At 69.4% G+C, this 18,322-nt stretch carries 15 protein-coding genes; 6 read left to right on the top strand and 9 right to left on the bottom strand.

Going from position 1 to position 18,322, the window contains the following annotated elements:
* Window positions 1–5: 5 nt before the first annotated feature.
* A complete protein-coding gene (locus HWX87_RS14700) occupies window positions 6–1,238 on the bottom strand; it encodes a diaminopropionate ammonia-lyase (protein ID WP_176047773.1) in 1,233 nt (410 codons plus the stop codon).
* Window positions 1,239–1,420: 182 nt separating this feature from the next.
* On the opposite strand from HWX87_RS14700, the gene HWX87_RS14705 reads away from it, so the two are divergent.
* Window positions 1,421–1,897, top strand: coding sequence for an Lrp/AsnC family transcriptional regulator (locus HWX87_RS14705; protein WP_176047774.1), 477 nt, complete (start codon window positions 1,421–1,423; stop codon window positions 1,895–1,897).
* Window positions 1,898–1,970: 73 nt separating this feature from the next.
* Here the strand turns inward: HWX87_RS14705 and HWX87_RS14710 are convergent, their stop codons facing one another.
* The 8 genes from HWX87_RS14710 to gcvA all read right to left on the bottom strand — a co-directional run bounded on the left by HWX87_RS14710 (window position 1,971) and on the right by gcvA (window position 12,370).
* On the bottom strand, window positions 1,971–3,695 hold the full coding sequence (locus tag HWX87_RS14710; RefSeq protein WP_176047775.1) for a tannase/feruloyl esterase family alpha/beta hydrolase: 1,725 nt from the start codon (window positions 3,693–3,695) through the stop codon (window positions 1,971–1,973).
* Between the two features lie 28 nt (window positions 3,696–3,723).
* Complete coding sequence (locus tag HWX87_RS14715) at window positions 3,724–4,872, bottom strand: porin (protein WP_176047776.1); 1,149 nt, start codon at window positions 4,870–4,872, stop codon at window positions 3,724–3,726.
* 66 nt (window positions 4,873–4,938) lie between these two features.
* Window positions 4,939–6,144 (bottom strand): 3-(3-hydroxy-phenyl)propionate transporter MhpT, encoded by a 1,206-nt coding sequence (gene mhpT / locus HWX87_RS14720; RefSeq protein WP_176047777.1) that lies wholly within the window; start codon window positions 6,142–6,144, stop codon window positions 4,939–4,941.
* A 256-nt stretch (window positions 6,145–6,400) separates the two neighbouring features.
* Complete coding sequence (locus HWX87_RS14725) at window positions 6,401–8,302, bottom strand: feruloyl-CoA synthase (RefSeq protein ID WP_176047778.1); 1,902 nt, start codon at window positions 8,300–8,302, stop codon at window positions 6,401–6,403.
* Window positions 8,299–9,747 carry an aldehyde dehydrogenase gene (locus HWX87_RS14730; protein ID WP_176047779.1) on the bottom strand — a complete coding sequence of 483 codons (1,449 nt, stop codon included), beginning with the start codon at window positions 9,745–9,747 and terminating at the stop codon, window positions 8,299–8,301. Before HWX87_RS14730 ends, HWX87_RS14725 begins: the two co-directional genes overlap by 4 nt.
* A 70-nt stretch (window positions 9,748–9,817) precedes the next feature.
* On the bottom strand, window positions 9,818–10,648 hold the full coding sequence (locus HWX87_RS14735; RefSeq protein ID WP_176047780.1) for a p-hydroxycinnamoyl CoA hydratase/lyase: 831 nt from the start codon (window positions 10,646–10,648) through the stop codon (window positions 9,818–9,820).
* A gap of 218 nt (window positions 10,649–10,866) precedes the next feature.
* Window positions 10,867–11,370, bottom strand: coding sequence for a MarR family winged helix-turn-helix transcriptional regulator (locus HWX87_RS14740; RefSeq protein WP_176047781.1), 504 nt, complete (start codon window positions 11,368–11,370; stop codon window positions 10,867–10,869).
* 109 nt (window positions 11,371–11,479) lie between these two features.
* Window positions 11,480–12,370: a transcriptional regulator GcvA gene (gcvA, locus tag HWX87_RS14745; RefSeq protein WP_176047782.1), complete on the bottom strand. Its 891-nt coding sequence runs from the start codon at window positions 12,368–12,370 to the stop codon at window positions 11,480–11,482.
* 219 nt (window positions 12,371–12,589) lie between these two features.
* Here gcvA and HWX87_RS14750 point away from each other — a divergent pair, with 219 nt between their 5' ends.
* The 5 genes from HWX87_RS14750 (at window position 12,590) to HWX87_RS14770 (ending at window position 18,300) form a co-directional block, all read left to right on the top strand.
* Complete coding sequence (locus tag HWX87_RS14750) at window positions 12,590–13,435, top strand: transketolase (RefSeq protein WP_176047783.1); 846 nt, start codon at window positions 12,590–12,592, stop codon at window positions 13,433–13,435.
* Complete coding sequence (locus HWX87_RS14755) at window positions 13,432–14,433, top strand: transketolase family protein (RefSeq protein ID WP_176047784.1); 1,002 nt, start codon at window positions 13,432–13,434, stop codon at window positions 14,431–14,433. The genes HWX87_RS14750 and HWX87_RS14755 overlap by 4 nt, the downstream gene beginning before the upstream one ends.
* Before the next feature lie 57 nt (window positions 14,434–14,490).
* Window positions 14,491–15,255, top strand: a complete 765-nt coding sequence (locus tag HWX87_RS14760) for an SDR family NAD(P)-dependent oxidoreductase (protein WP_176047785.1) — start codon at window positions 14,491–14,493, stop codon at window positions 15,253–15,255.
* A gap of 137 nt (window positions 15,256–15,392) precedes the next feature.
* The gene (locus tag HWX87_RS14765) at window positions 15,393–16,436 is read left to right on the top strand and encodes a TRAP transporter substrate-binding protein (protein WP_176047786.1); all 1,044 of its coding nucleotides are present in this window, start codon (window positions 15,393–15,395) and stop codon (window positions 16,434–16,436) included.
* Window positions 16,437–16,440: 4 nt separating this feature from the next.
* Window positions 16,441–18,300, top strand: coding sequence for a TRAP transporter large permease subunit (locus HWX87_RS14770; RefSeq protein ID WP_176047787.1), 1,860 nt, complete (start codon window positions 16,441–16,443; stop codon window positions 18,298–18,300).
* Window positions 18,301–18,322 lie beyond the last annotated feature (22 nt).

The raw sequence follows: 18,322 nt of genomic DNA on the forward strand, positions 1-18,322 counted from the left end.
GTCGTTCAGGCCACCACCGCCGCGCGGTTCAGCCAGTCGCGCTGCCGCGCGAGCACCGCGTCGGCCGTCTCGCCGACGCAGTTCCGGTACACGGACGGCGCCGTCGCGCCTTCCGTATTGATCGCCAGCACGCGCGCGTTCGCGTCGAGCCCGACCTGCCGCGCGAGCGCCGGGTCGCGCATCAGCGCCGCCAGGCCCGCCACGCCGGCCGCGCCCGATTCGCCGGCGACGACCGGCACGTCGCGTTCACTGCCGGCCGCGAGGCCGCGCATCGCCTGCACCGCGTCTTCGTCGTCGATCAGCATGAAGTGGTCGATGCACATCTCGAGGAAATCCCACGCGAGCGGCGACGCCTCGCCGCACGCGAGCCCGGCCATCACCGAATCGACGCTGCCGGTCGCCTTCGTCGCGCGCCCCGCCAGTGCGCTCTGGTACAGGCAATCGGCCTGGCGCGGCTCGACGACGACGAAGCGCGGCCGCTGCACGCCGTCGCGCTCCCAAAGATAACTCGCGACGCCCGCCGCGAGGCCGCCCACGCCGCCCTGCAGGAACACGTGCGTGAACGGCCGCCCGTCGTCCTGCGCCGCCTGCGCGGCCGCTTCGGCGGCGATCACGCCATAGCCCTGCATCACGTCGCGCGGAATCGCCTCGTAGCCGTCGTACGACGTATCCGACACGACATACCAGCCGTTCGCCTGCGCGAGCTGCGCGGCGCAGACGACCGATTCGTCGTAGTTCCCCGCGATGCGCACGATCCGCGCGCCGTATGCCGAGATCGCGCGTTCGCGCTCGGCGTCGACATTCGCGTGCAGCACGATCACGCACCCGCAGCCGATCGCGCGCGCGGCGGCGGCCAGCGCGCGGCCGTGATTGCCGTCGGTCGCGCTGATCACCGTCAGGTCGGCCAGTTCAGACGCGTATTGGCCGGTGACGAGCCCTTGCGGATCGAGATCCTGCGTGCGGCGCAGCCGCTTCACGAGCCGCACCAGCGCGATCGGCGCGCCGAGCGCCTTGAAGCTGCCGAGCGGCGAGCGGCACGATTCGTCCTTCACGCTGACGCTCGCGACACCAAGCCGCGCGGCGAGGTCGGGCAGCGCGCGCAGCGGCGTGCGCGCGTTGCCGACGAGCGGCCAGTGCGACAGCCATGCGCCGCTTTCATCGGCCGACGCGATGTTCATCACGCGGCGCAGCGCGTTCGGGTAGGCGGTGCGCGACGCGCGCGGGTTGGCGATCAGCATGGCGGGTGGCTCCTGGGCAGGGCCGCGCGCGGGCGGCCTGGCGAGTGGGTCGGATCGGGCAAGCGCGGGTTGCGCTCGCCGTCGGTTGGAAAAATAATATTGCGCACGCCGGTCAACAAAATCGCCAAATCGACCGCTCAGACGCAAAAATTTCTCATTCTTTCGAGGTTTCACGCGCCATCATGACGACCCCACTCGATGCGTTCGATCGCAAGCTGCTGATGGAACTCCAACGCGACGCGCAAACGCCGCAGAGCGAACTCGGCACGCGCGTCAACCTGTCGACCGCGGCCGTGAACCGGCGGCTGAAACGTCTCGCGGAAGACGGCGTGATCGAGCGCTATACGGCCGTGATCGCGCCGGACAAGGTCGATCATCCGCTGACGATCGTCGTGAACGTCGAGGTCGAGAGCGAGCAGATCGACCAGCTCGACGCGATGAAGCGCGCGTTCGAGCGCTGCCCGCAGATCCAGCAGTGCTACTACGTGACGGGGGAATGGGATTTCGTGCTGATCCTGGCCGTGCGCAACATGGATCAGTACAACGCGCTCACGCGCGAGCTGTTCTTCGCGAACAACAACGTGAAGCGGTTCAAGACGCTGGTGAGCATGAGCCGCGTGAAGGTCGGGCTCGAGGTACCGGTCGATTCCGGCGAGTAAGTGAGCGGTTGCACACACATGAAGCGGCCGGCACGCAATCGCACGCGCCGGCCGCTTCCCATCGACGGCTACCTCAACGACAACTGAAGCTCGCGGCCGAATTCACGTCGCCCGAGCCGTTGTAGCGCGCGACCTGCGGATACGGGCACAGCGGCCGCGTGCGCCCGGCGCCCCACGACGCGGGCACGTCCGCGTTCGGCACCACGTTCGTCGCGTCGCGCGCGGCGGCCACCACCGCGCCGGGCGCCTGCCCCTGCTCGACCCACGCGACGAGCGGCGTCAGCAGGTCGAACTGGTCGGCCGCCGGCCCGCCCGAGCAGTGGTTCATCCCCGGCACCGGATAGAAGCGCGCGAAATCCGACGCATCGCCGCCGTTCGCCTGCGCGACCTTCGCGTACCAGTCGCGCGTGTCGTCGAACGAGAACACCGGGTCGCCCGTGCCGTGATAGACGAGCAGCTTCGCACCGCGCGACTTCAGCGCGGACAGGTTGGTCTCGTCCGGCGGCGTCATGAACGTCCACGCGGATTGCGTGTACGTGCCGTTGGTCGCGAAGATCGCCGGCGCATCGTTGTCCATGTCGAAGCCGAGCGCGAAACCGGCCAGGTTGGCGAGCGTCGCGGCGGTCTTCGGCGGCGTCATGAACGTGAACGCCATCGCGGCCGGATCGAGCGTGATCGAATTCGACTGCTTCCACGCGGCCCAGCCACTGCCGGCGATGCCCGGATCGTACGGAAAGCCCGCGTAGAGTGCCGTGCCCGCGCTGTTGCGTGCGCCCGTGAACACGTTCTCGAGCGCGGTCTTCTGCGCAGGCGTCAGGCAGGCGCCCGTGCGCGCGCCGTTCGCGCAGGCCGGGATATCCGACTCGACGCTGAAGTGCGCCTGGCACGCGGCAACGTCCTGCACCATGCCGTCGGCCGCGCCGTCGAGCGCATCGCATTTCTCGAGGATCTTCGCGCCGACGAACTGCCGCTCCGCATCGGTGAAGCCGCTGCGGATGTCCGGCAGCCCGTTCGTCCCGGTCGCCGATGCGATCTTCGCGAACTGCTGCGCGCCGTACATCTCGCCGATCGCCGCCTTCGGCAGATGAAAGCCCGGATCGCCCGCGATGATCCCGTCGTAGTCGGCCGGGTTGCGCACCGCCGTGACCATCGCATGACGGCCGCCGTTCGAGCAGCCGCCGAAATAGCTGCGGTCGGGCGCCTTGCCGTACGCGAGCCGGATCACCTGCTTCGCCATCGGCGTCAGCGCGTCGACCGCGCCGTAGCCGTAGTCGATGCGCGCCTGCGGATCGAGGCCGAACAGCGGATTCTGCGCGGCGCTGTGCCCTGAATCCGAACTGATCACGGCGAAGCCCTGGTTCAGCGCATCGTTCAACGGCCCGCCGCCGCCGATCTCGCCGGTCGCGGTCACGACGTTGCCGTCGAGCCCGCCGTTCGCCTGGTAGAAGAAGCGGCCGTTCCACGCCTTCGGCAAACGCATTTCGAAGCCGATGGCGTAGGTCTTGCCGTCGACCGCGCTCACGCGCTCGTTCATCTTCCCATCGATCACGCAGTGCTCGGCGATCGGTTTGCCGGCCACCGTCAGCGCGCCGGCGGCCGCGGTCGTCACCGACGTGAACGACGTGTTCGCATACGCGAGCTTCGCGGCAAGCGCGTCGCAGGTCTGCGCCATGGCGGCCGGTGTCGCGGCGCTCAGGTGGGTCGGCGTGGAACTGACCGAATCGTCGCCGCCGCAACCGGCGAGCATGGCCGCCGCGGACAGCGGCGCAATACAGAGGAATGCAGATTTTTTGTTCAAGGTATCTCCCGTTCGTCAGGCTGCCGGATCAGAACATGTGCCGCACGCCGACCATCGCGCCGAGCTGCCCCATCCCTTCGCCGGGTGTCGTGCCGGCCCCGCCGCCGCTGACCGCGTAGCGCGCATGCGCGCTGTTCCACAGATACGACGATTGCGCATAGACGGCCGTGCGCTTGGTCAGCAGATAGGTCGCGCGCAGCGTGGCCATCGTCGCGCGCGTGTCGTGCGCGCTGTTGACGATCCGGTAGCCCTCGCCGTCGACGACGAAATCCGGCTTCACCGCATACGACGCGCCGACGAAGAACAGGTCCGAATGCGCGCCCGGCGCGGCCGGCGAACCGGTCGACACGCGCCGCCCGATCCAGCCCGCGCCGATCCGCGCGCCGGCGGCCTGCGCATAGGCGCTCACGTGCGTGCGCGCGTCCTTGCCGCCGCTGCTGGTGAAGGCGACCGGCGCAATGCCGTCGAAGAAGTTCGCGGCCGCGCCGGTGCCGCCGCGCTGCTCCTCGTACGACGCCGCCGCACCGAAATACGCGCTGTCGTACTTGAGCATCACCGACCAGTCGCGGCACTGCGTGGCGTCGCCCGGCACCTGCCCCGCGCACGTGCCCTGGCCCGGCGAGTTGCCAGTGCCCGCGCCGTCGCGGCCGAACGAATACGCGGCGCCGAGCGTCACGCCGCGATAGGTGCCGACGTAGGTCACCGCGTTGTCGGCGCGGCCGTTCGGCACGTACGCGTCGAGCGAGCCGAGCCCGTAGATGTCGGGGCCGATGATGTCCGCGCCCTGCAGCGCGAGATAGGTCATCGTGTACTGGCGGCCGAACGCGAGCGTGCCGAAGCCGCCCTTCAGCCCGACGAATGCCTGCCGCCCGAACAGCCGGCCGCCCTGCCCGAGATCGCCGCCGCGCACGTTGAAGCCGCTTTCGAGCGTGAACACCGCCTGGTAGCCGCCGCCGAGATCCTCGGCGCCGCGCAGCCCCCAGCGCGACGGCAACTCGCCCGTCACGCCCGGCATGCGCACCACGTGGTCGCCGGCCGCGTTCGCGTGCGACACGAACTCGACGCCCGTATCGATGATCCCGTACAGCGTCACGCTCGATTGCGCGTGCGCCGCCGGCGCGGCAAGCGCGCAGCACGCGCCGGCGGCCAGCAGGCCGTTCCTTGTCTTCGTCTTCATGTCGTTGCGTCTCCAGACCTTGGTGAGTTGCGCGCTCTGACGGCGCGCATTGAAAAAACCGAAACTTCAGTCGCCGGCTTGCGGGCGGCGAATCAGCACCAGCGCGGCGATGGCCGCGACGAGCGTGACGGGGATGCTCGCGCCGATCACGACGGGCGCGCTGCGGCCCGCGGCGAGCAGCGTCGCGGCCGCGAGCGGCCCGACGACGGAACCGAGCCGGCCGACGGCCACCGCCGTGCCGACGCCCGTGCCGCGCATCGCGGTCGGGTAGTAGATCGCGGCAAGCGCATACAGCACCGACTGCCCGCCGACCACGAACATCCCGGCCGCGAACGCGGCCGCCGCGAGCGACGCGAAGCCGGGCGCGGCGGCAAGCGCGGCGAGCGACAGCACGATCCCGACATACATGCCGCCGACCACGCGCGACGCGCGCATCCGGTCGAGCGCCGCGCCGATGCCGAGCGCGCCGAGCCCCGCGCCAACGTTGAACGCGATCTGCACGAGGCCGACGTGCTCGCGATCGAGCCCGCGCGCGGCCATCAGCGACGGCAGCCAGTTCAGCAGGAAGTAGAGGACGATCAGCGTGCAGAAGTAGCTGACCCACAGCGCGACCGTCGACGTCGTGCGGCCGTCGCCGAACAGCGTGCGGGCGACGCTCGCGCGCGCGGCCTGCGTGCCGGCGACGTCGAGATACGCGCGCGACTCCGGCAGGCACCACACCAGCAGCGGCACGAGCAGCAGCGGCCCCGCGCCGCCGACGTAGAAGATGTGCCGCCATTCGGTATCGCCGGCGAGCAGCACGCCGATCAGCGACGCGATCACGCCGCCGAACGGGATGCCGCAGTACATCGTCGCCACCGCGCTGCTGCGCGAGCGCGGCTCGACCGCTTCGGACGACAGCGCGATCAGGTTCGGCATCGCGCCGCCGAGCCCGATGCCGGTGAGCACGCGCACGACGACGAGCATCGCGAAGGTCGACACCTGCGCGGTGGCGATCGACAGCAGCCCGAACAGCACGGCCGACGCGATCAGCACGCGCTTGCGGCCGATCCGGTCGGCGAGCCGACCGCCGAGCATCGCGCCCGGCAGCAGCCCGAAGGTGCCCGCGCTGAACGCGATGCCCATCTGCGATACGGAGAGCCCGAATTCGCGCGCCATGCGCGGCGCGGCGACGCCGACCGACTGCAGGTCGAGCCCTTCGAGAAGGGCGATCGCGAAACACAGTGCGAGCGTGGTCGCGACCGTGGGTTTTTCAGCAACGTAAGTGTTCATTCTGTCTCCTGTCTCCGGTCGGCTGGAGTGAGTGCTTCAGCACAGCCCCATGCACCGCATTCCCATGTCTTGTAGTCGTTCGCCCTGCAACGACCGCCGCGCGCCGCCGCCGGCCAGTGGCGAAGCGGCGCGCGAGGTGTCGTCCGAACGGCCGCTTTTATCAGGCAGCCTGATTCAGTGGCCGCAAGCGTGCCTGCCGGTCCCGTGGCCGGCCGGTCGTTACGCCTGCTTGTACTTGCTGACTCCTGCCAACTGCTTACGCGTAAATCACGTCGGGATCGCGCCGCGCCGGGTCGTACAGCGCGTCGATCGTCGCCGCGCGATGCTTCTGCACGGCCGCCTGGTTCAGCGAACCCTTGTCGGTCGCTTCGCCGAGATCGAGCGACGGCGGCGTGTCCATCAACCGGATGCGCGCGACGAACGTCGAGCCGCCGCTCGCATGCCGGTTCAGCGCGGCAAGCCACGCCGCGAACGCCGCGCGCACGGCCGGCGCGCGCAGCACGTCGGCGACCGGTGTTTCGGCGGCGAGCCCCGCCAGCGCACGACACGCATCGACACGCGGAAACACCAGCAAACCGATGTCGTCGCGATTGATCCCGGTGACGACCACGTCCTGCACGTACGGCGCCCCGCTCGACACCGCGTTCGCGCGCAACGGCCCGACGCTCACGAACGTGCCGCTGCTCAGCTTGAAATCCTCGGTCAGCCGGCCGTCGAACAGCAGCCCGAGTTCCGGCCGCTCCGGATCGGCAAACACGCCCGCATCGCCGCTGCGGTAATAGCCTTCGTCGTCGAACACGTCGCGCGGATCGACGTCCGCATGCCAGTAGCCGCGCATCACGTTCGGCCCCTTGAAGCGCAGTTCGAGCTTGCCGCCGCACGGCACGAGCTTCGCGTCGCAACCGGGCGCGGGCAGCCCGATATAACCGGCGCGCATCAGCGGCCCCGTCGTGAACAGGCACGACGGCGACGCCTCCGTCATCCCAAGGCCGGCCATGATCCGGATGCGCTCGCCGCAATGCGCGTCGGTCACGCGGTCGAGCCGGTCCCACGCGGCCTGCGACAGCCCCGCGCCGCCGAAGAAATACAGCTTCACGCGCGAGAAGAACGTGTCGCGCAGCGCGGCGTCACTTTCGAGTGCGGCGGTCAGCTCTTCCCAGCCCTTCGGCACGTTGAAGTAGATCGTCGGCGCGATCTCGCGCAGGTTGCGCACGGTTTCGTCGAAGCGGCCGGGCACCGGGCGGCCGTCGTCGATGTACAGCGTGCCGCCGTTGTACAGCGCGATGCCGAGGTTGTGACTGCCGCCGAAGGTGTGATTCCACGGCAGCCAGTCGACCAGCACCGGTGGTTCGCGCGTCAGCTCGGGCATCGTCTGGCGCAGCATCTGCTGGTTGCTGCACAGCATCCGGTGCGTGGTCGGCACGGCCTTCGGCTGCTTCGTCGAGCCCGACGTGAACAGGATCTTCGCGAGATGGTCGGGGCCGACCGCCGCGTGGATTGCATCGATCGTGCGCGGGACGGTGGCAAGCAGGCGTGACAGCGGCACCGCGCGGCCCTCGGCATCGACGTCGCCATCGTGCGCGACGATCAGCGCCGCATCGGCCGGCAGCGTCGCGTCGAGCGCGCGCGTGAACGGCGTGCGTTCGGCGACGAACACCGCGCCCGGACGCAGCACGCCGAGCGTGTGACGCAGCTTGCCGTAGTCGGTCGACACCAGCGAATACGCGGGCGAGATCGGGGAGTACGGCACGCCGGCCAGCATCGCCGCGAACATCAGCTGCAGATGCTCGAGATCGTTGCCGGACAACACCGCGAGCGGACGGTCGGCCGACAGCCCCAGATCGACGAGGCCCTGGCCGAGCGCGCGGGCGCGTTCGAGCATCTGCGCATAGGTGATCTCGATCCAGCGGCCGTCGGCGCCGCGCCGCGCGGCCAGCACGCGGTCGGGGTGCGCCTGCGCACCGCGCACGAGGCAGTCGGTCAGGCGCGTCGGGTAGTCGCCGAGCGGTTCGTGCGAGCGCAGGTACCACGCGCCGTTATCCGCGCGACGAATCTCGGCCGCACCGACGGCGACGGCCGCCGCGCGATAGCGCACGCCGCCCGTGTCGTTCACCGGCCCGCTCGCGGGCATCGCACCATTCATCGTCGGCTCGCTCATATCGGATAGTGACGCGGCGTGGTCTGCACGGTGATCCAGCGCAGCTCGGTGAATTCGGCGATCGATGCGCGACTGCCGAAGCGGCCATAGCCGCTCGCCTTCGTGCCGCCGAACGGCATCTGCGCCTCGTCGTGCACGGTCGGGCCGTTGATGTGGCAGATCCCCGATTCAATCCGGCGCGCCACCGCCATCGCACGCGCGACATCGCGGCTGAACACGCTCGCCGACAGACCGAACTCGCTGTCGTTCGCGAGCGCGACCGCTTCGTCGTCGCTGTCCGCGCGCAGGATCGCGACGACCGGCGCGAACGATTCCTCGCGATACAGACGCATGTCGCGCGTGACGCCGTCGACGATCGCAGGCTGCATCGTCGCGCCTTCGACACGGCAGCCGAGCGGCAGCTGCGCGCCATGCGCGCGAGCGTCCTCGACGAGCGACGCCGCGCGCGCGGCGGCGGCCGCGTCGACCATCGTGCCGAGCGGATGGCCTGCGAGCGGGTCGCCCGCGACGAGCGTACGCGCCTTCGCGGCGAGACGCTCGACGAGCGCATCGGCAATCGGCCGCGCGGCGATCACGCGCTCGGTCGACATGCAGATCTGCCCCTGGTTGAAGAACGCACCGAACGCGATCGCGTCGACGGCCGCATCGAGATCGGCGTCGTCGAGCACGAGCACCGGCGCCTTGCCGCCGAGTTCGAGCAGCACGGGTTTCAGGTGCGCGGCCGCGTGGCGCGCGATGATGCGCCCGACGTGCGTCGACCCGGTGAAGTTGATCCGCTTCACGTGCGGATGCGCGATCATCCGCTCGACGAGTTCGGGTGCATCGGCCGCCGCGTGCGTAATCACGTTGACGACGCCCGCGCCGAGCCCCGCTTCGTCCAGCACCGCGCCGATCAGCGCATGCACGCCGGGGCACGCTTCGGATGCCTTCAGCACGACCGTGTTGCCGCACGCGAGCGGCATCGCCAGCGCACGCGTGCCGAGGATCACCGGCGCATTCCACGGCGCGATGCCGAGCACCACGCCGCACGGCACGCGCATCGCGAGCGCGAGGTTGCCGGGCACGTCGGACGGGATCACGTCGCCGGCGATCTGCGTCGTCATCGACGCGGCCTCGCGCAGCATGTTCGCCGCGAGCGTCACGTTGAAGCCGAGCCAGCCCGGCGTCGCGCCGGTTTCGGCCACGCCAGTCGCGGTGATCTCGTCGATGCGCGCGTCCATCAGGTCGGCCGCCTTCAGCAGCCGGCGGCGCCGCTCGGTCGGCGCGAGCGCCGCCCACGCGGGGAACGCGCGGTGCGCGGCGTCGATCGCCGCGTCGGCGTCGGCGAGGCCTGCCGCCGGCGCGCGCGACGCGAGCGCGCCGGTCGCGGGGTTGAATCGGTCGAAGGTCCTGCCGTCGCGGGCGGTGCACCACTCGCCGGCGATCAGCATCCGTCTGTCGGTCATGTCGTCTCCTGCCTTGCCTGTCTCTTGCGGTTGCGTTGGCGGTTGCGTTGGCGGTTCGTCTACGCTCGTGTCAGCGCTTGTATGCCTGCAGGCCCGGCTTGATCGTCTTGTCGTCGAGGAACTGCTTCAGCCCCTGCTCGCGGCCGCGCTCCGGATCGCGCAGCTGCGCCTGGTCGAGCTTCGCATACAGGTAATCCTCGCACTGCTCCCACGTGAGTTCGCGCGAACGCTTGAAGCCATGCTTCGCCGCGCGCAGCACGACCGGGTTCTTGTCCATCAGCCGCGCGGCGAGCGCGATCGTCGCGTCGCGCAGGCCGGAGAGCGGCACGCTGCTGTTCACGAGGCCCATTTCGGCCGCGTCCACACCGGTGAACGTGTCGCCGGTCATGATGTAGTGCAGCGCACGGCGATGCCCGACCGTGTCCGCCATCGCCTTGCTGACGAGGTTGCCCGGCGGGATGCCCCAGTTGATCTCCGACAGCCCGAACACCGCTTCGTCCGCGGCGATCGCGAGATCGCACGCGACGAGCGGCGAGAACCCGCCGCCGAAGCACCAGCCGTTCACCATCGCGATCGTCGGCTTGTTGTACATCCGCAGGCGGCGCCATTGCCATTCCGATGCGTCGCGGCGCACCTTTTCCTGCAGCGCGTCGGAGCCGCCGTCGATCTCGCGGAAATATTCCTTCAGGTCCATGCCGGCCGTCCACGCGGCGCCCGCGCCGGTCAGCACCAGCACCTTCGCTTCGTCGTCGAACTCGACCGCGTCGAGGACTTCCAGCATCTCCCGGTTCAGCGTCGGGCTCATTGCATTGCGCTTGTCCGGACGGTTCAGCGTCACCCACGCGATGCCGGCCTCCACGTTCACTTCCACGGTCTGCCAGCGGTTGTCGTACTTGCTCATGTCTGTTCCTGTCGTTCGTTCCAGTGCGATTCGGTGCGCAGCATTCCTGCTGCGGACGGCTTCATTTAATATCAGGCTACCTGATATTGCAAGCGGCACGAGCGGCGGTGTAAACCCGGAGCGGAAAGCGGGGAAATGGGGAAAGAAGTTGTGACCCGCGCGGGCCGCGGAAGCAGACGCAGGCCGGACGGCCCGCGTCGGGAAGCGTCAGGAAGGGATCAGCCGCGCAGGTTGCGCGAGAACAGTTCGAGCGCGCGCTGCACGTGCGCGGCGTCGTCGGCGGAGACGTCGCCAAGCATCCGCGTTTCGAGCGGGCGCAGGACGGCTTCACATTCGCGCAGCATCGCCGCACCTTCGTCGGTCAGCGTCAGCAGGATGATGCGGCCGTGCGACGGGTCGGCTTCGCGCGTGACGAAACCGCGGGCGGCCATCACGCTCATCACTTCGTTCGCCGACTGCGGCGTGATCCACGAGCGCTCGGCCAGTTGCGCGTTCGACGACGCGCCGCGCGCCTCGAGCACCGACAGCGCCGTGTATTGCGCAAGCGTGATGCCAAGCGGCGCGAGCGCGTCGGTCATGTGACGGCGCAGCAGCCGGTCGAGGCCACCGATCACGTAGGTCAGGCGCTGCCGCACGCGCGCCTTCGGCTTGTCGCCCGTCGCGCGGGCGGGGTGCTTCGCGGGGCTTTTCGGGTTCGCGGGCTTGGTCGGGGTGGAGCTCATGGCGCGGGCAGGATGGGATTGCGGGCCATCTTACCAGCACACCGCGCGCGGGCCGGCGATGCCGAACGCGCTGCCACGATCCCGGAGCGCCGCGATCGCGCCCGCCGCCTCACGCGCCGAGTTCCGCAAACAGCCAGTCCTGAAAATGCTTCAGCTTCGGCAGATCGGCGCGCGATTTCAGCAGGTTCAGCGTGTAGCCGTTGATCCGCAGCCCGTCCATCCCGAGCGGCGCGACGAGCCGCCCCGTCTCCAGCTCGCGCTGCACGAGCAGCAGGCTTTCGAGGCAGACGCCCATGCCGTCCGCCGCCGCGCTGATCGCCATGAACGACCGGTCGAAGCGCGGGCCGCGCGTGATGTCGAGCCGCACCTTGCGATGCTGGCGCATCCAGTCGCGCCAGCCGACCAGACAGCCTTCGCTGTGGATCAGCGCGTGATGCTGCAGGTCGGCCGTCGTGCGGATCGGGTGCTCGCCTTCCATCAGCGCGGGCGAGCACAGCGGCACGATCGTCTCGGCCGGCAGCTCGAGCACCATCGTGCCCGCCGGCTGCAGCTTGCGCGCGCCGTAGCGGATGTCGATATCGACCGCTTCGGTCGTCAGGTCGCAATACTCCGCCGACGCGTTCAGCCGCACGTCGATATCCGGGTTCAGCGCGCTGAAGCGCGCGAGCCGCGACATCAGCCATTGCGTCGCGAAGCTCGGTGTCGAATGCACGGTCAGGATGTCGCTTTTCGTCGTGCGGCCGATGTTGCGCGTGGCCGTGTCGATGCGCGCGAACGCCGCGGCGATTTCCTCCGCGTATTCACGGCCCGCATCGGTCAGGATCACAGCGCGATGCACGCGATGGAACAGCCGCACGTCCAGTTGCTCCTCGAGCAGCTTGATCTGATGGCTGATCGCGGACGGCGTCACGAACAGTTCTTCTGCTGCAAGCGCGAACGACGACAGCCGCGCGGCCGCCTCGAACGCTTGTATGGACTTGAGCGTGACCCGATTGTGCATCGCAAGATCCGGATGAATTCAATTCAACTGTCGGCCTATTTAATTCGTTTGAGCGCGCCAATTCAAGTCGATACGCTGTTTCGTACCTGCCGCACACCGGAAACGAGGGTTTATCCCGACCCGCGGCAGACGACGGCCGCCGCCCCGACGCAGCGGCCGGCCAGACCGAACCCATGACGGCCGCGCCGCTCGACGGTGCGCCGCAGCAAGGAGACTCGCTTGAATACGCGCGAAGCCGGGCACGCCGCCCATCTCGCAGAACGCGCCTACCGCATCCGCCGCAACGCGTTGCGGATGGGCGAGGTGCAGGGGCAGGGCTATATCGGCCAGGCCCTCGATATCGCCGACGTGCTCGCCGTCGCCTACTTCCACGCGATGCGCTACCGGCCCGACGATCCCGAATGGGAAGGGCGCGACCGCTTCCTGCTGTCGAACGGTCACTATGCGATCGCGCTGTACGCGGCGCTGTTCGAAGCCGGCGTGCTGCCGCCCGAGGAGCTCGACACCTACGGCAGCGACGACAGCCGCCTGCCGATGTCCGGGATGGCGAGCTACACGCCCGGCATGGAAATGTCCGGCGGCTCGCTCGGCCAGGGCCTGACCATCGCGGTCGGCCGCTGCCTCGGCCTGAAGCGGAAGCACGCCGACGCATTCGTGTACACGCTGTTCTCCGACGGCGAGCTCGACGAGGGCGCGGTGTGGGAGGCGATGCTGTCCGCGAGCCACTGGAAGCTCGACAACCTGATCGCGATCGTCGACGTCAACAACCAGCAGGCGGACGGCCCGTCGACGCAGGTGATGGCGTTCGAGCCGCTCGTCGACAAGCTCGAAGCGTTCGGCTGGTTCACGCAGCGCATCGACGGCAACGACATCGACGCGGTCGCCGCCGCGTTCGACGCCGCACGCAGCCATCCGGGCGCGCAGCCGCGGATCATCGTCTGCGATACGAAGATGGGCTGCGGCGTGCCGTTCCTCGAAGCCCGCGAGAAAAACCACTTCATCCGTGTCGACGCGCACGAATGGCAGCTCGCCCTCGACGCGCTGGATGCAGGGAGACACGCATGAGCAGCACGACCGCATCCAAACCGCGCCTGAAGACCTCGGCGATGATTGCGTCGATCGCCGCCGAAGGGCAGGCGACCCGCGCAGCCCCCTTCGGCCACGCGCTCGTCGAGCTCGCGCGCGAGCGCGCCGACGTCGTCGGCATGACGGCCGACCTCGGCAAGTACACGGACCTGCACATCTTCGCGAAGGCGTTCCCCGAGCGCTATTACCAGATGGGCATGGCCGAGCAGCTGCTGATGGGCGCGGCGGCCGGCATCGCGCACGAAGGCGCGCAGCCGTTCGTGACGACCTACGCGGTGTTCGCGACCCGGCGCGCGTACGACTTCATGCACCAGGCGATCGCCGAGGACAACCTCGACGTGAAGATCGTCGCCGCGCTGCCCGGCCTCACGACCGGCTACGGGCCGAGCCATCAGGCCAGCGAGGATCTCGCGCTGATGCGCGCGATGCCGAACATGACGGTGATCGATCCGTGCGACGCGCTCGACATCGAGCAGATGGTGCCCGCGATCGCCGCGCACCGCGGCCCCGTCTACGCACGCCTGCTGCGCGGCAACGTGCCGGTCGTGCTCGACGAATACGACTACCGCTTCGAGCTCGGCAAGGCGAAGCTGCTGCGCGACGGCACGGACGTGCTGATCATCTCGTCCGGCATCCTGACGATGCGCGCGCTCGAAACGGCGAAGGCGCTCGCGGCGGACCGCGTCGACGTCGGCGTGCTGCACGTGCCGACCATCAAGCCGCTCGACACCGCGACGATCCTGCGCGAAGCGAAGCGCAGCGGACGCCTCGTCGTCGTCGCGCAGAACCATTCGGTGATCGGCGGGCTCGGCGAGGCGGTCGCCACCGCGCTGCTCACGGCCGGCGTCACGCCGCAGTTCCGGCAGATCGCGCTGCCCGACGCGTTCCTCGACGCCGGCGCGCTGCCGACGCTGCACGACCGCTACGGCATTTCCACGCAGGCGATGTGCGACACGATCAAGGGCTGGCTCGGCTGAACGCCGCGCCACCCGACACGCAATCAAAACGATCTACCCCTATCAGGAGAACCCATCATGTCCGAATCGCGTCTTCTCGACGGCAAGGTCGCCGTCATTTCCGGTGCCGCATCCCCGCGCGGGATCGGCATGGCTACCGCGCGCATGTTCGCGAAACACGGCGCACGCGTCGCGATCCTCGATCTCGATGCGGCAGCCGCGCGCGACGCCGCCGCGTCGATCGGGCCCGAGCATCGCGGTTATGCGTGCGACGTGACGGACCAGCCCGCGTGCAGGCAGGCGGCCGAGCAGATCGTCGCCGATTTCGGCCAGATCGACGTGCTGATCAACAACGCGGGCATCACGCAGCCGGCGCAACTGCTCGACATCGACCCGCAAAGCTGGGACCGGATCCTCGACGTGAACCTGCGCGGCGTGCTGTACCTGTCGCAAGCCGTCGTGCCGCAGATGAAGAAGCAGCGCTCGGGCGCGATCTCGTGCATGTCGTCGGTGTCCGCGCAGCGCGGCGGCGGCATCCTCGGCGGCCCGCACTACTCGGCCGCGAAAGCCGGCGTGCTCGGCCTCGCGAAAGCGATGGCGCGCGAGTTGGGCCCGGCCGGCATCCGCGTGAACTGCGTGACGCCGGGCCTGATCCAGACCGACATCAACGCCGGCAAGATCCCCGACGACAAGCGCGGCGACATCCTCGCGGGCATTCCGCTCGGCCGCCTCGGCGTGCCGGACGACGTCGCGGGCGCGTTCCTGTTCCTGTCGTCCGACATTTCGTCGTACCTGACGGGCGCGGTGATCGACGTCAACGGCGGGATGCTGATCCACGGCTGACGAGCCGAGCCGCGACCCCGCGCCGGCAGCGCGGGGCCGCCGCCAGCGCGCCCCGACGGCGCGCCGCCCGGCAAACCCGCCGCAGAGCGCGTTGCCTCGGACGACACGATAACGAAACCACATTGGAGGAAGACATCATGACGATCGATTCGAAAGCAGCCAAAGGCATCGGCCGGCGCACGTTCCTGAAGGCAGGCGCCGCGGCGGCTGCGACGGTGCCGCTCTGGGGCGTGTCGACGCGTCGCGCGTTCGCGGCCGAATTCAACTACAAGCTCGCGACCGGCCAGGACCCGACGCACCCGGTGAACGTGCGCGCGCAGGAAGCGCTGAACCGCATCCGCGAAGCGACCGGCGGGCGGCTCGACATCAAGCTGTTTCCGCAGAACCAGCTCGGCTCCGACACCGACCTGCTGTCGCAGGTGCGAAGCGGCGGCGTCGAGTTCTTCAACCAGGCGTCGTCGATCCTCGCGACGCTGACGCCCGCCGCCGGCATCGTCAACACGGGCTTCGCGTTCCAGAACTACGACGCGGTGTGGCGCGCGATGGACGGCGATCTCGGCGCGTTCGTGCGCGCGCAGATCGAGAAGTCGGGCATCGTGTCCGTGTCGCGCCCGTGGGACAACGGTTTCCGCCAGATCAGCTCGTCGACGCGCGTGATCCGCAAGCCGGACGACCTGAAGGGCTTCAAGATCCGCGTGCCGCAGGCGCCGATGCTGACGTCGATGTTCAAGGCGCTCGACGCGGGCCCCGCGCCGATCAACTTCAACGAGCTGTATTCCGCGCTGCAGACGGGCGTCGTCGAAGGCCAGGAGAACCCGCTGCCGATCATCGCGACCGCGAAGCTGTACGAGGTGCAGAAGTCGATCAGCCTGACGTCGCATGTGTGGGACGCGTACTGGATGCTCGGCAACCGCCGCGCATGGGAGCGCCTGCCCGCCGACATGCGCGCGATCGTCACGCGCGAGTTCGAGCGTGCGGCGCTGTTGCAGCGCGCGGACATCGCGCGCCTGAACACGTCGCTGCGCGCCGACCTGGCGGCCAAGGGCGTCACGGTAGTCGACGTCGATCACGACGCGTTCCGCAACACGCTGCGCAAGACGAGCTTCTACAGCGACTGGAAGGCCAGGTACGGCACCGAAGCCTGGGCGCTGCTCGAAAAGAACGTTGGCAAGCTGGTGTAACCCCATGACGACGATCCTGCTCCCGCACCCGGCGCCGCGCCGCATCGCCGGTGCCCTCGACACGCTGCTCGGCCACCTGGTCGAGATTCCCGCCGCGATCCTGGTCGTCGCCGAGATCGTCGTGCTGCTCGCCGGCGTCACGAGCCGCTACCTGCTGCACGCGCCGCTCGTCTGGTCCGACGAACTCGCGTCGATGCTGTTCCTGTGGCTCGCGATGCTCGGCGCGGTCGTCGCGCTGCGGCGCGGCGAGCACATGCGGATGACCGCGCTCGTCGGCAAGGCGTCGCCGGGCGTGCGCGCGTTCCTCGACGTCGTCGCGATCGCCGCGCCGCTCGCGTTCCTCGTGCTGGTGATCGGGCCGGCCGTCGATTTCGCGCAGGACGAGGCGTTCATCACGTCGCCCGCACTGGAGATCCCGAACAGCTGGCGCGCGGCCGCGCTGCCGGTCGGCACGACGCTGATGGCGCTCGTCGCGTGCCTGCGGCTGATCCGCAGCGCGAACTGGCACCTGACGCTCGGCGCGATCGCGGCAGTCGCGGCGATCGCCGGCGGCTTCGTCGTCGCCGCGCCGCTGCTGCAGAACCTCGGCAACGTGAACCTGCTGATCTTCTTCGTCGGCCTCGTCGCGGTCGCGGTGCTGTCCGGCGTGCCGATCGCGTTCTCGTTCGGGCTCGCGACGTTCGGCTATCTCGCGCTCACGACCAGCACGCCGCTCGTCGTGGTCGTCGGCCGCATGGACGAAGGGATGTCGCACCTGATCCTGCTGTCGGTGCCGCTGTTCGTGTTCCTCGGCCAGCTGATCGAGATGACCGGCATGGCCGCGGCGATGATCGCGTTCCTCGCGAGCCTGCTCGGCCACGTGCGCGGCGGCCTGTCCTACGTGCTGGTCGGCGCGATGTACCTCGTATCGGGCATCTCCGGCTCGAAGGCGGCCGACATGGCGGCCGTCGCGCCGGTGCTGTTCCCCGAGATGAAGGCGCGCGGCGCGAAACCCGGCGACCTCGTCGCGCTGCTCGCGGCGACCGGCGCGCAGACCGAGACGATCCCGCCGAGCCTCGTGCTGATCACGCTCGGCTCGGTCACCGGCGTGTCGATCTCCGCGCTGTTCACCGGCGGCATGCTGCCGGGCATCGTGCTCGCGATCACGCTGTGCGCGGTCGTCTGGTGGCGCTACCGCGGCGACGACCTGTCGAACGTGAAGCGCGCGAGCCGCGCCGAGGTGCTGCGCAAGCTGCTCGTCGCGGTGCCCGCGCTGGCGCTGCCGTTCGTGATCCGCGCGGCCGTCGTCGAGGGCATCGCGACCGCGACCGAGGTGTCGACGATCGGCATCGCGTATTCGGTCGTCGCCGGCCTGCTGATCTACCGTCGCTTCGACTGGCGGCGGATCAAGCCGATGCTGGTCGACACCGCCGCGCTGTCGGGCGCGATCCTGCTGATCATCGGCGCGGCCACCGGCATGGCGTGGGCGCTCACGCAGTCCGGCTTCTCGAGCCAGCTTGCAAGCGCGATGGGCGGCCTGCCGGGCGGCGCCGCGATGTTCATGGCCGCGTCGATCGTCGCGTTCATCGTGCTCGGCAGCGTGCTCGAAGGCATCCCGGCCATCGTGCTGTTCGGCCCGCTGATGTTCCCGATCGCGCGGCAGATGGGCATTCACGACGTCCACTACGCGATGGTCGTGATCCTGGCGATGGGTGTCGGCCTGTTCGCGCCGCCGTTCGGCGTCGGTTACTACTCGGCCTGCGCGGTCAGCCGCATCAATCCCGACGAAGGGATGAAACCGATCGTCGGCTACATCGCCGCGCTGATCGTCGGCCTGATCGTGGTCGCCGCGGTGCCGTGGATCTCGATCGGCCTGCTGCATTGATCCCGCGTCCTCGCGCTGCCGA

Source organism: Burkholderia sp. BCC1644 (assembly GCF_902833225.1).
Lineage (GTDB): Bacteria > Pseudomonadota > Gammaproteobacteria > Burkholderiales > Burkholderiaceae > Burkholderia.

What these genes read in the sequence shown, in the direction of transcription:
- HWX87_RS14755 (WP_176047784.1), top strand. Translation starts at nt 13,432, where the DNA reads ATGAGCAGCACGACCGCATCCAAACCGCGCCTGAAGACCTCGGCGATG.
- gcvA (WP_176047782.1), bottom strand. Translation starts at nt 12,370, where the DNA reads ATGCACAATCGGGTCACGCTCAAGTCCATACAAGCGTTCGAGGCGGCC.
- HWX87_RS14715 (WP_176047776.1), bottom strand. Translation starts at nt 4,872, where the DNA reads ATGAAGACGAAGACAAGGAACGGCCTGCTGGCCGCCGGCGCGTGCTGC.
- HWX87_RS14700 (WP_176047773.1), bottom strand. Translation starts at nt 1,238, where the DNA reads ATGCTGATCGCCAACCCGCGCGCGTCGCGCACCGCCTACCCGAACGCG.
- mhpT (WP_176047777.1), bottom strand. Translation starts at nt 6,144, where the DNA reads ATGAACACTTACGTTGCTGAAAAACCCACGGTCGCGACCACGCTCGCA.
- HWX87_RS14765 (WP_176047786.1), top strand. Translation starts at nt 15,393, where the DNA reads ATGACGATCGATTCGAAAGCAGCCAAAGGCATCGGCCGGCGCACGTTC.
- HWX87_RS14770 (WP_176047787.1), top strand. Translation starts at nt 16,441, where the DNA reads ATGACGACGATCCTGCTCCCGCACCCGGCGCCGCGCCGCATCGCCGGT.
- HWX87_RS14730 (WP_176047779.1), bottom strand. Translation starts at nt 9,747, where the DNA reads ATGACCGACAGACGGATGCTGATCGCCGGCGAGTGGTGCACCGCCCGC.
- HWX87_RS14725 (WP_176047778.1), bottom strand. Translation starts at nt 8,302, where the DNA reads ATGAGCGAGCCGACGATGAATGGTGCGATGCCCGCGAGCGGGCCGGTG.
- HWX87_RS14740 (WP_176047781.1), bottom strand. Translation starts at nt 11,370, where the DNA reads ATGAGCTCCACCCCGACCAAGCCCGCGAACCCGAAAAGCCCCGCGAAG.
- HWX87_RS14760 (WP_176047785.1), top strand. Translation starts at nt 14,491, where the DNA reads ATGTCCGAATCGCGTCTTCTCGACGGCAAGGTCGCCGTCATTTCCGGT.
- HWX87_RS14705 (WP_176047774.1), top strand. Translation starts at nt 1,421, where the DNA reads ATGACGACCCCACTCGATGCGTTCGATCGCAAGCTGCTGATGGAACTC.
- HWX87_RS14735 (WP_176047780.1), bottom strand. Translation starts at nt 10,648, where the DNA reads ATGAGCAAGTACGACAACCGCTGGCAGACCGTGGAAGTGAACGTGGAG.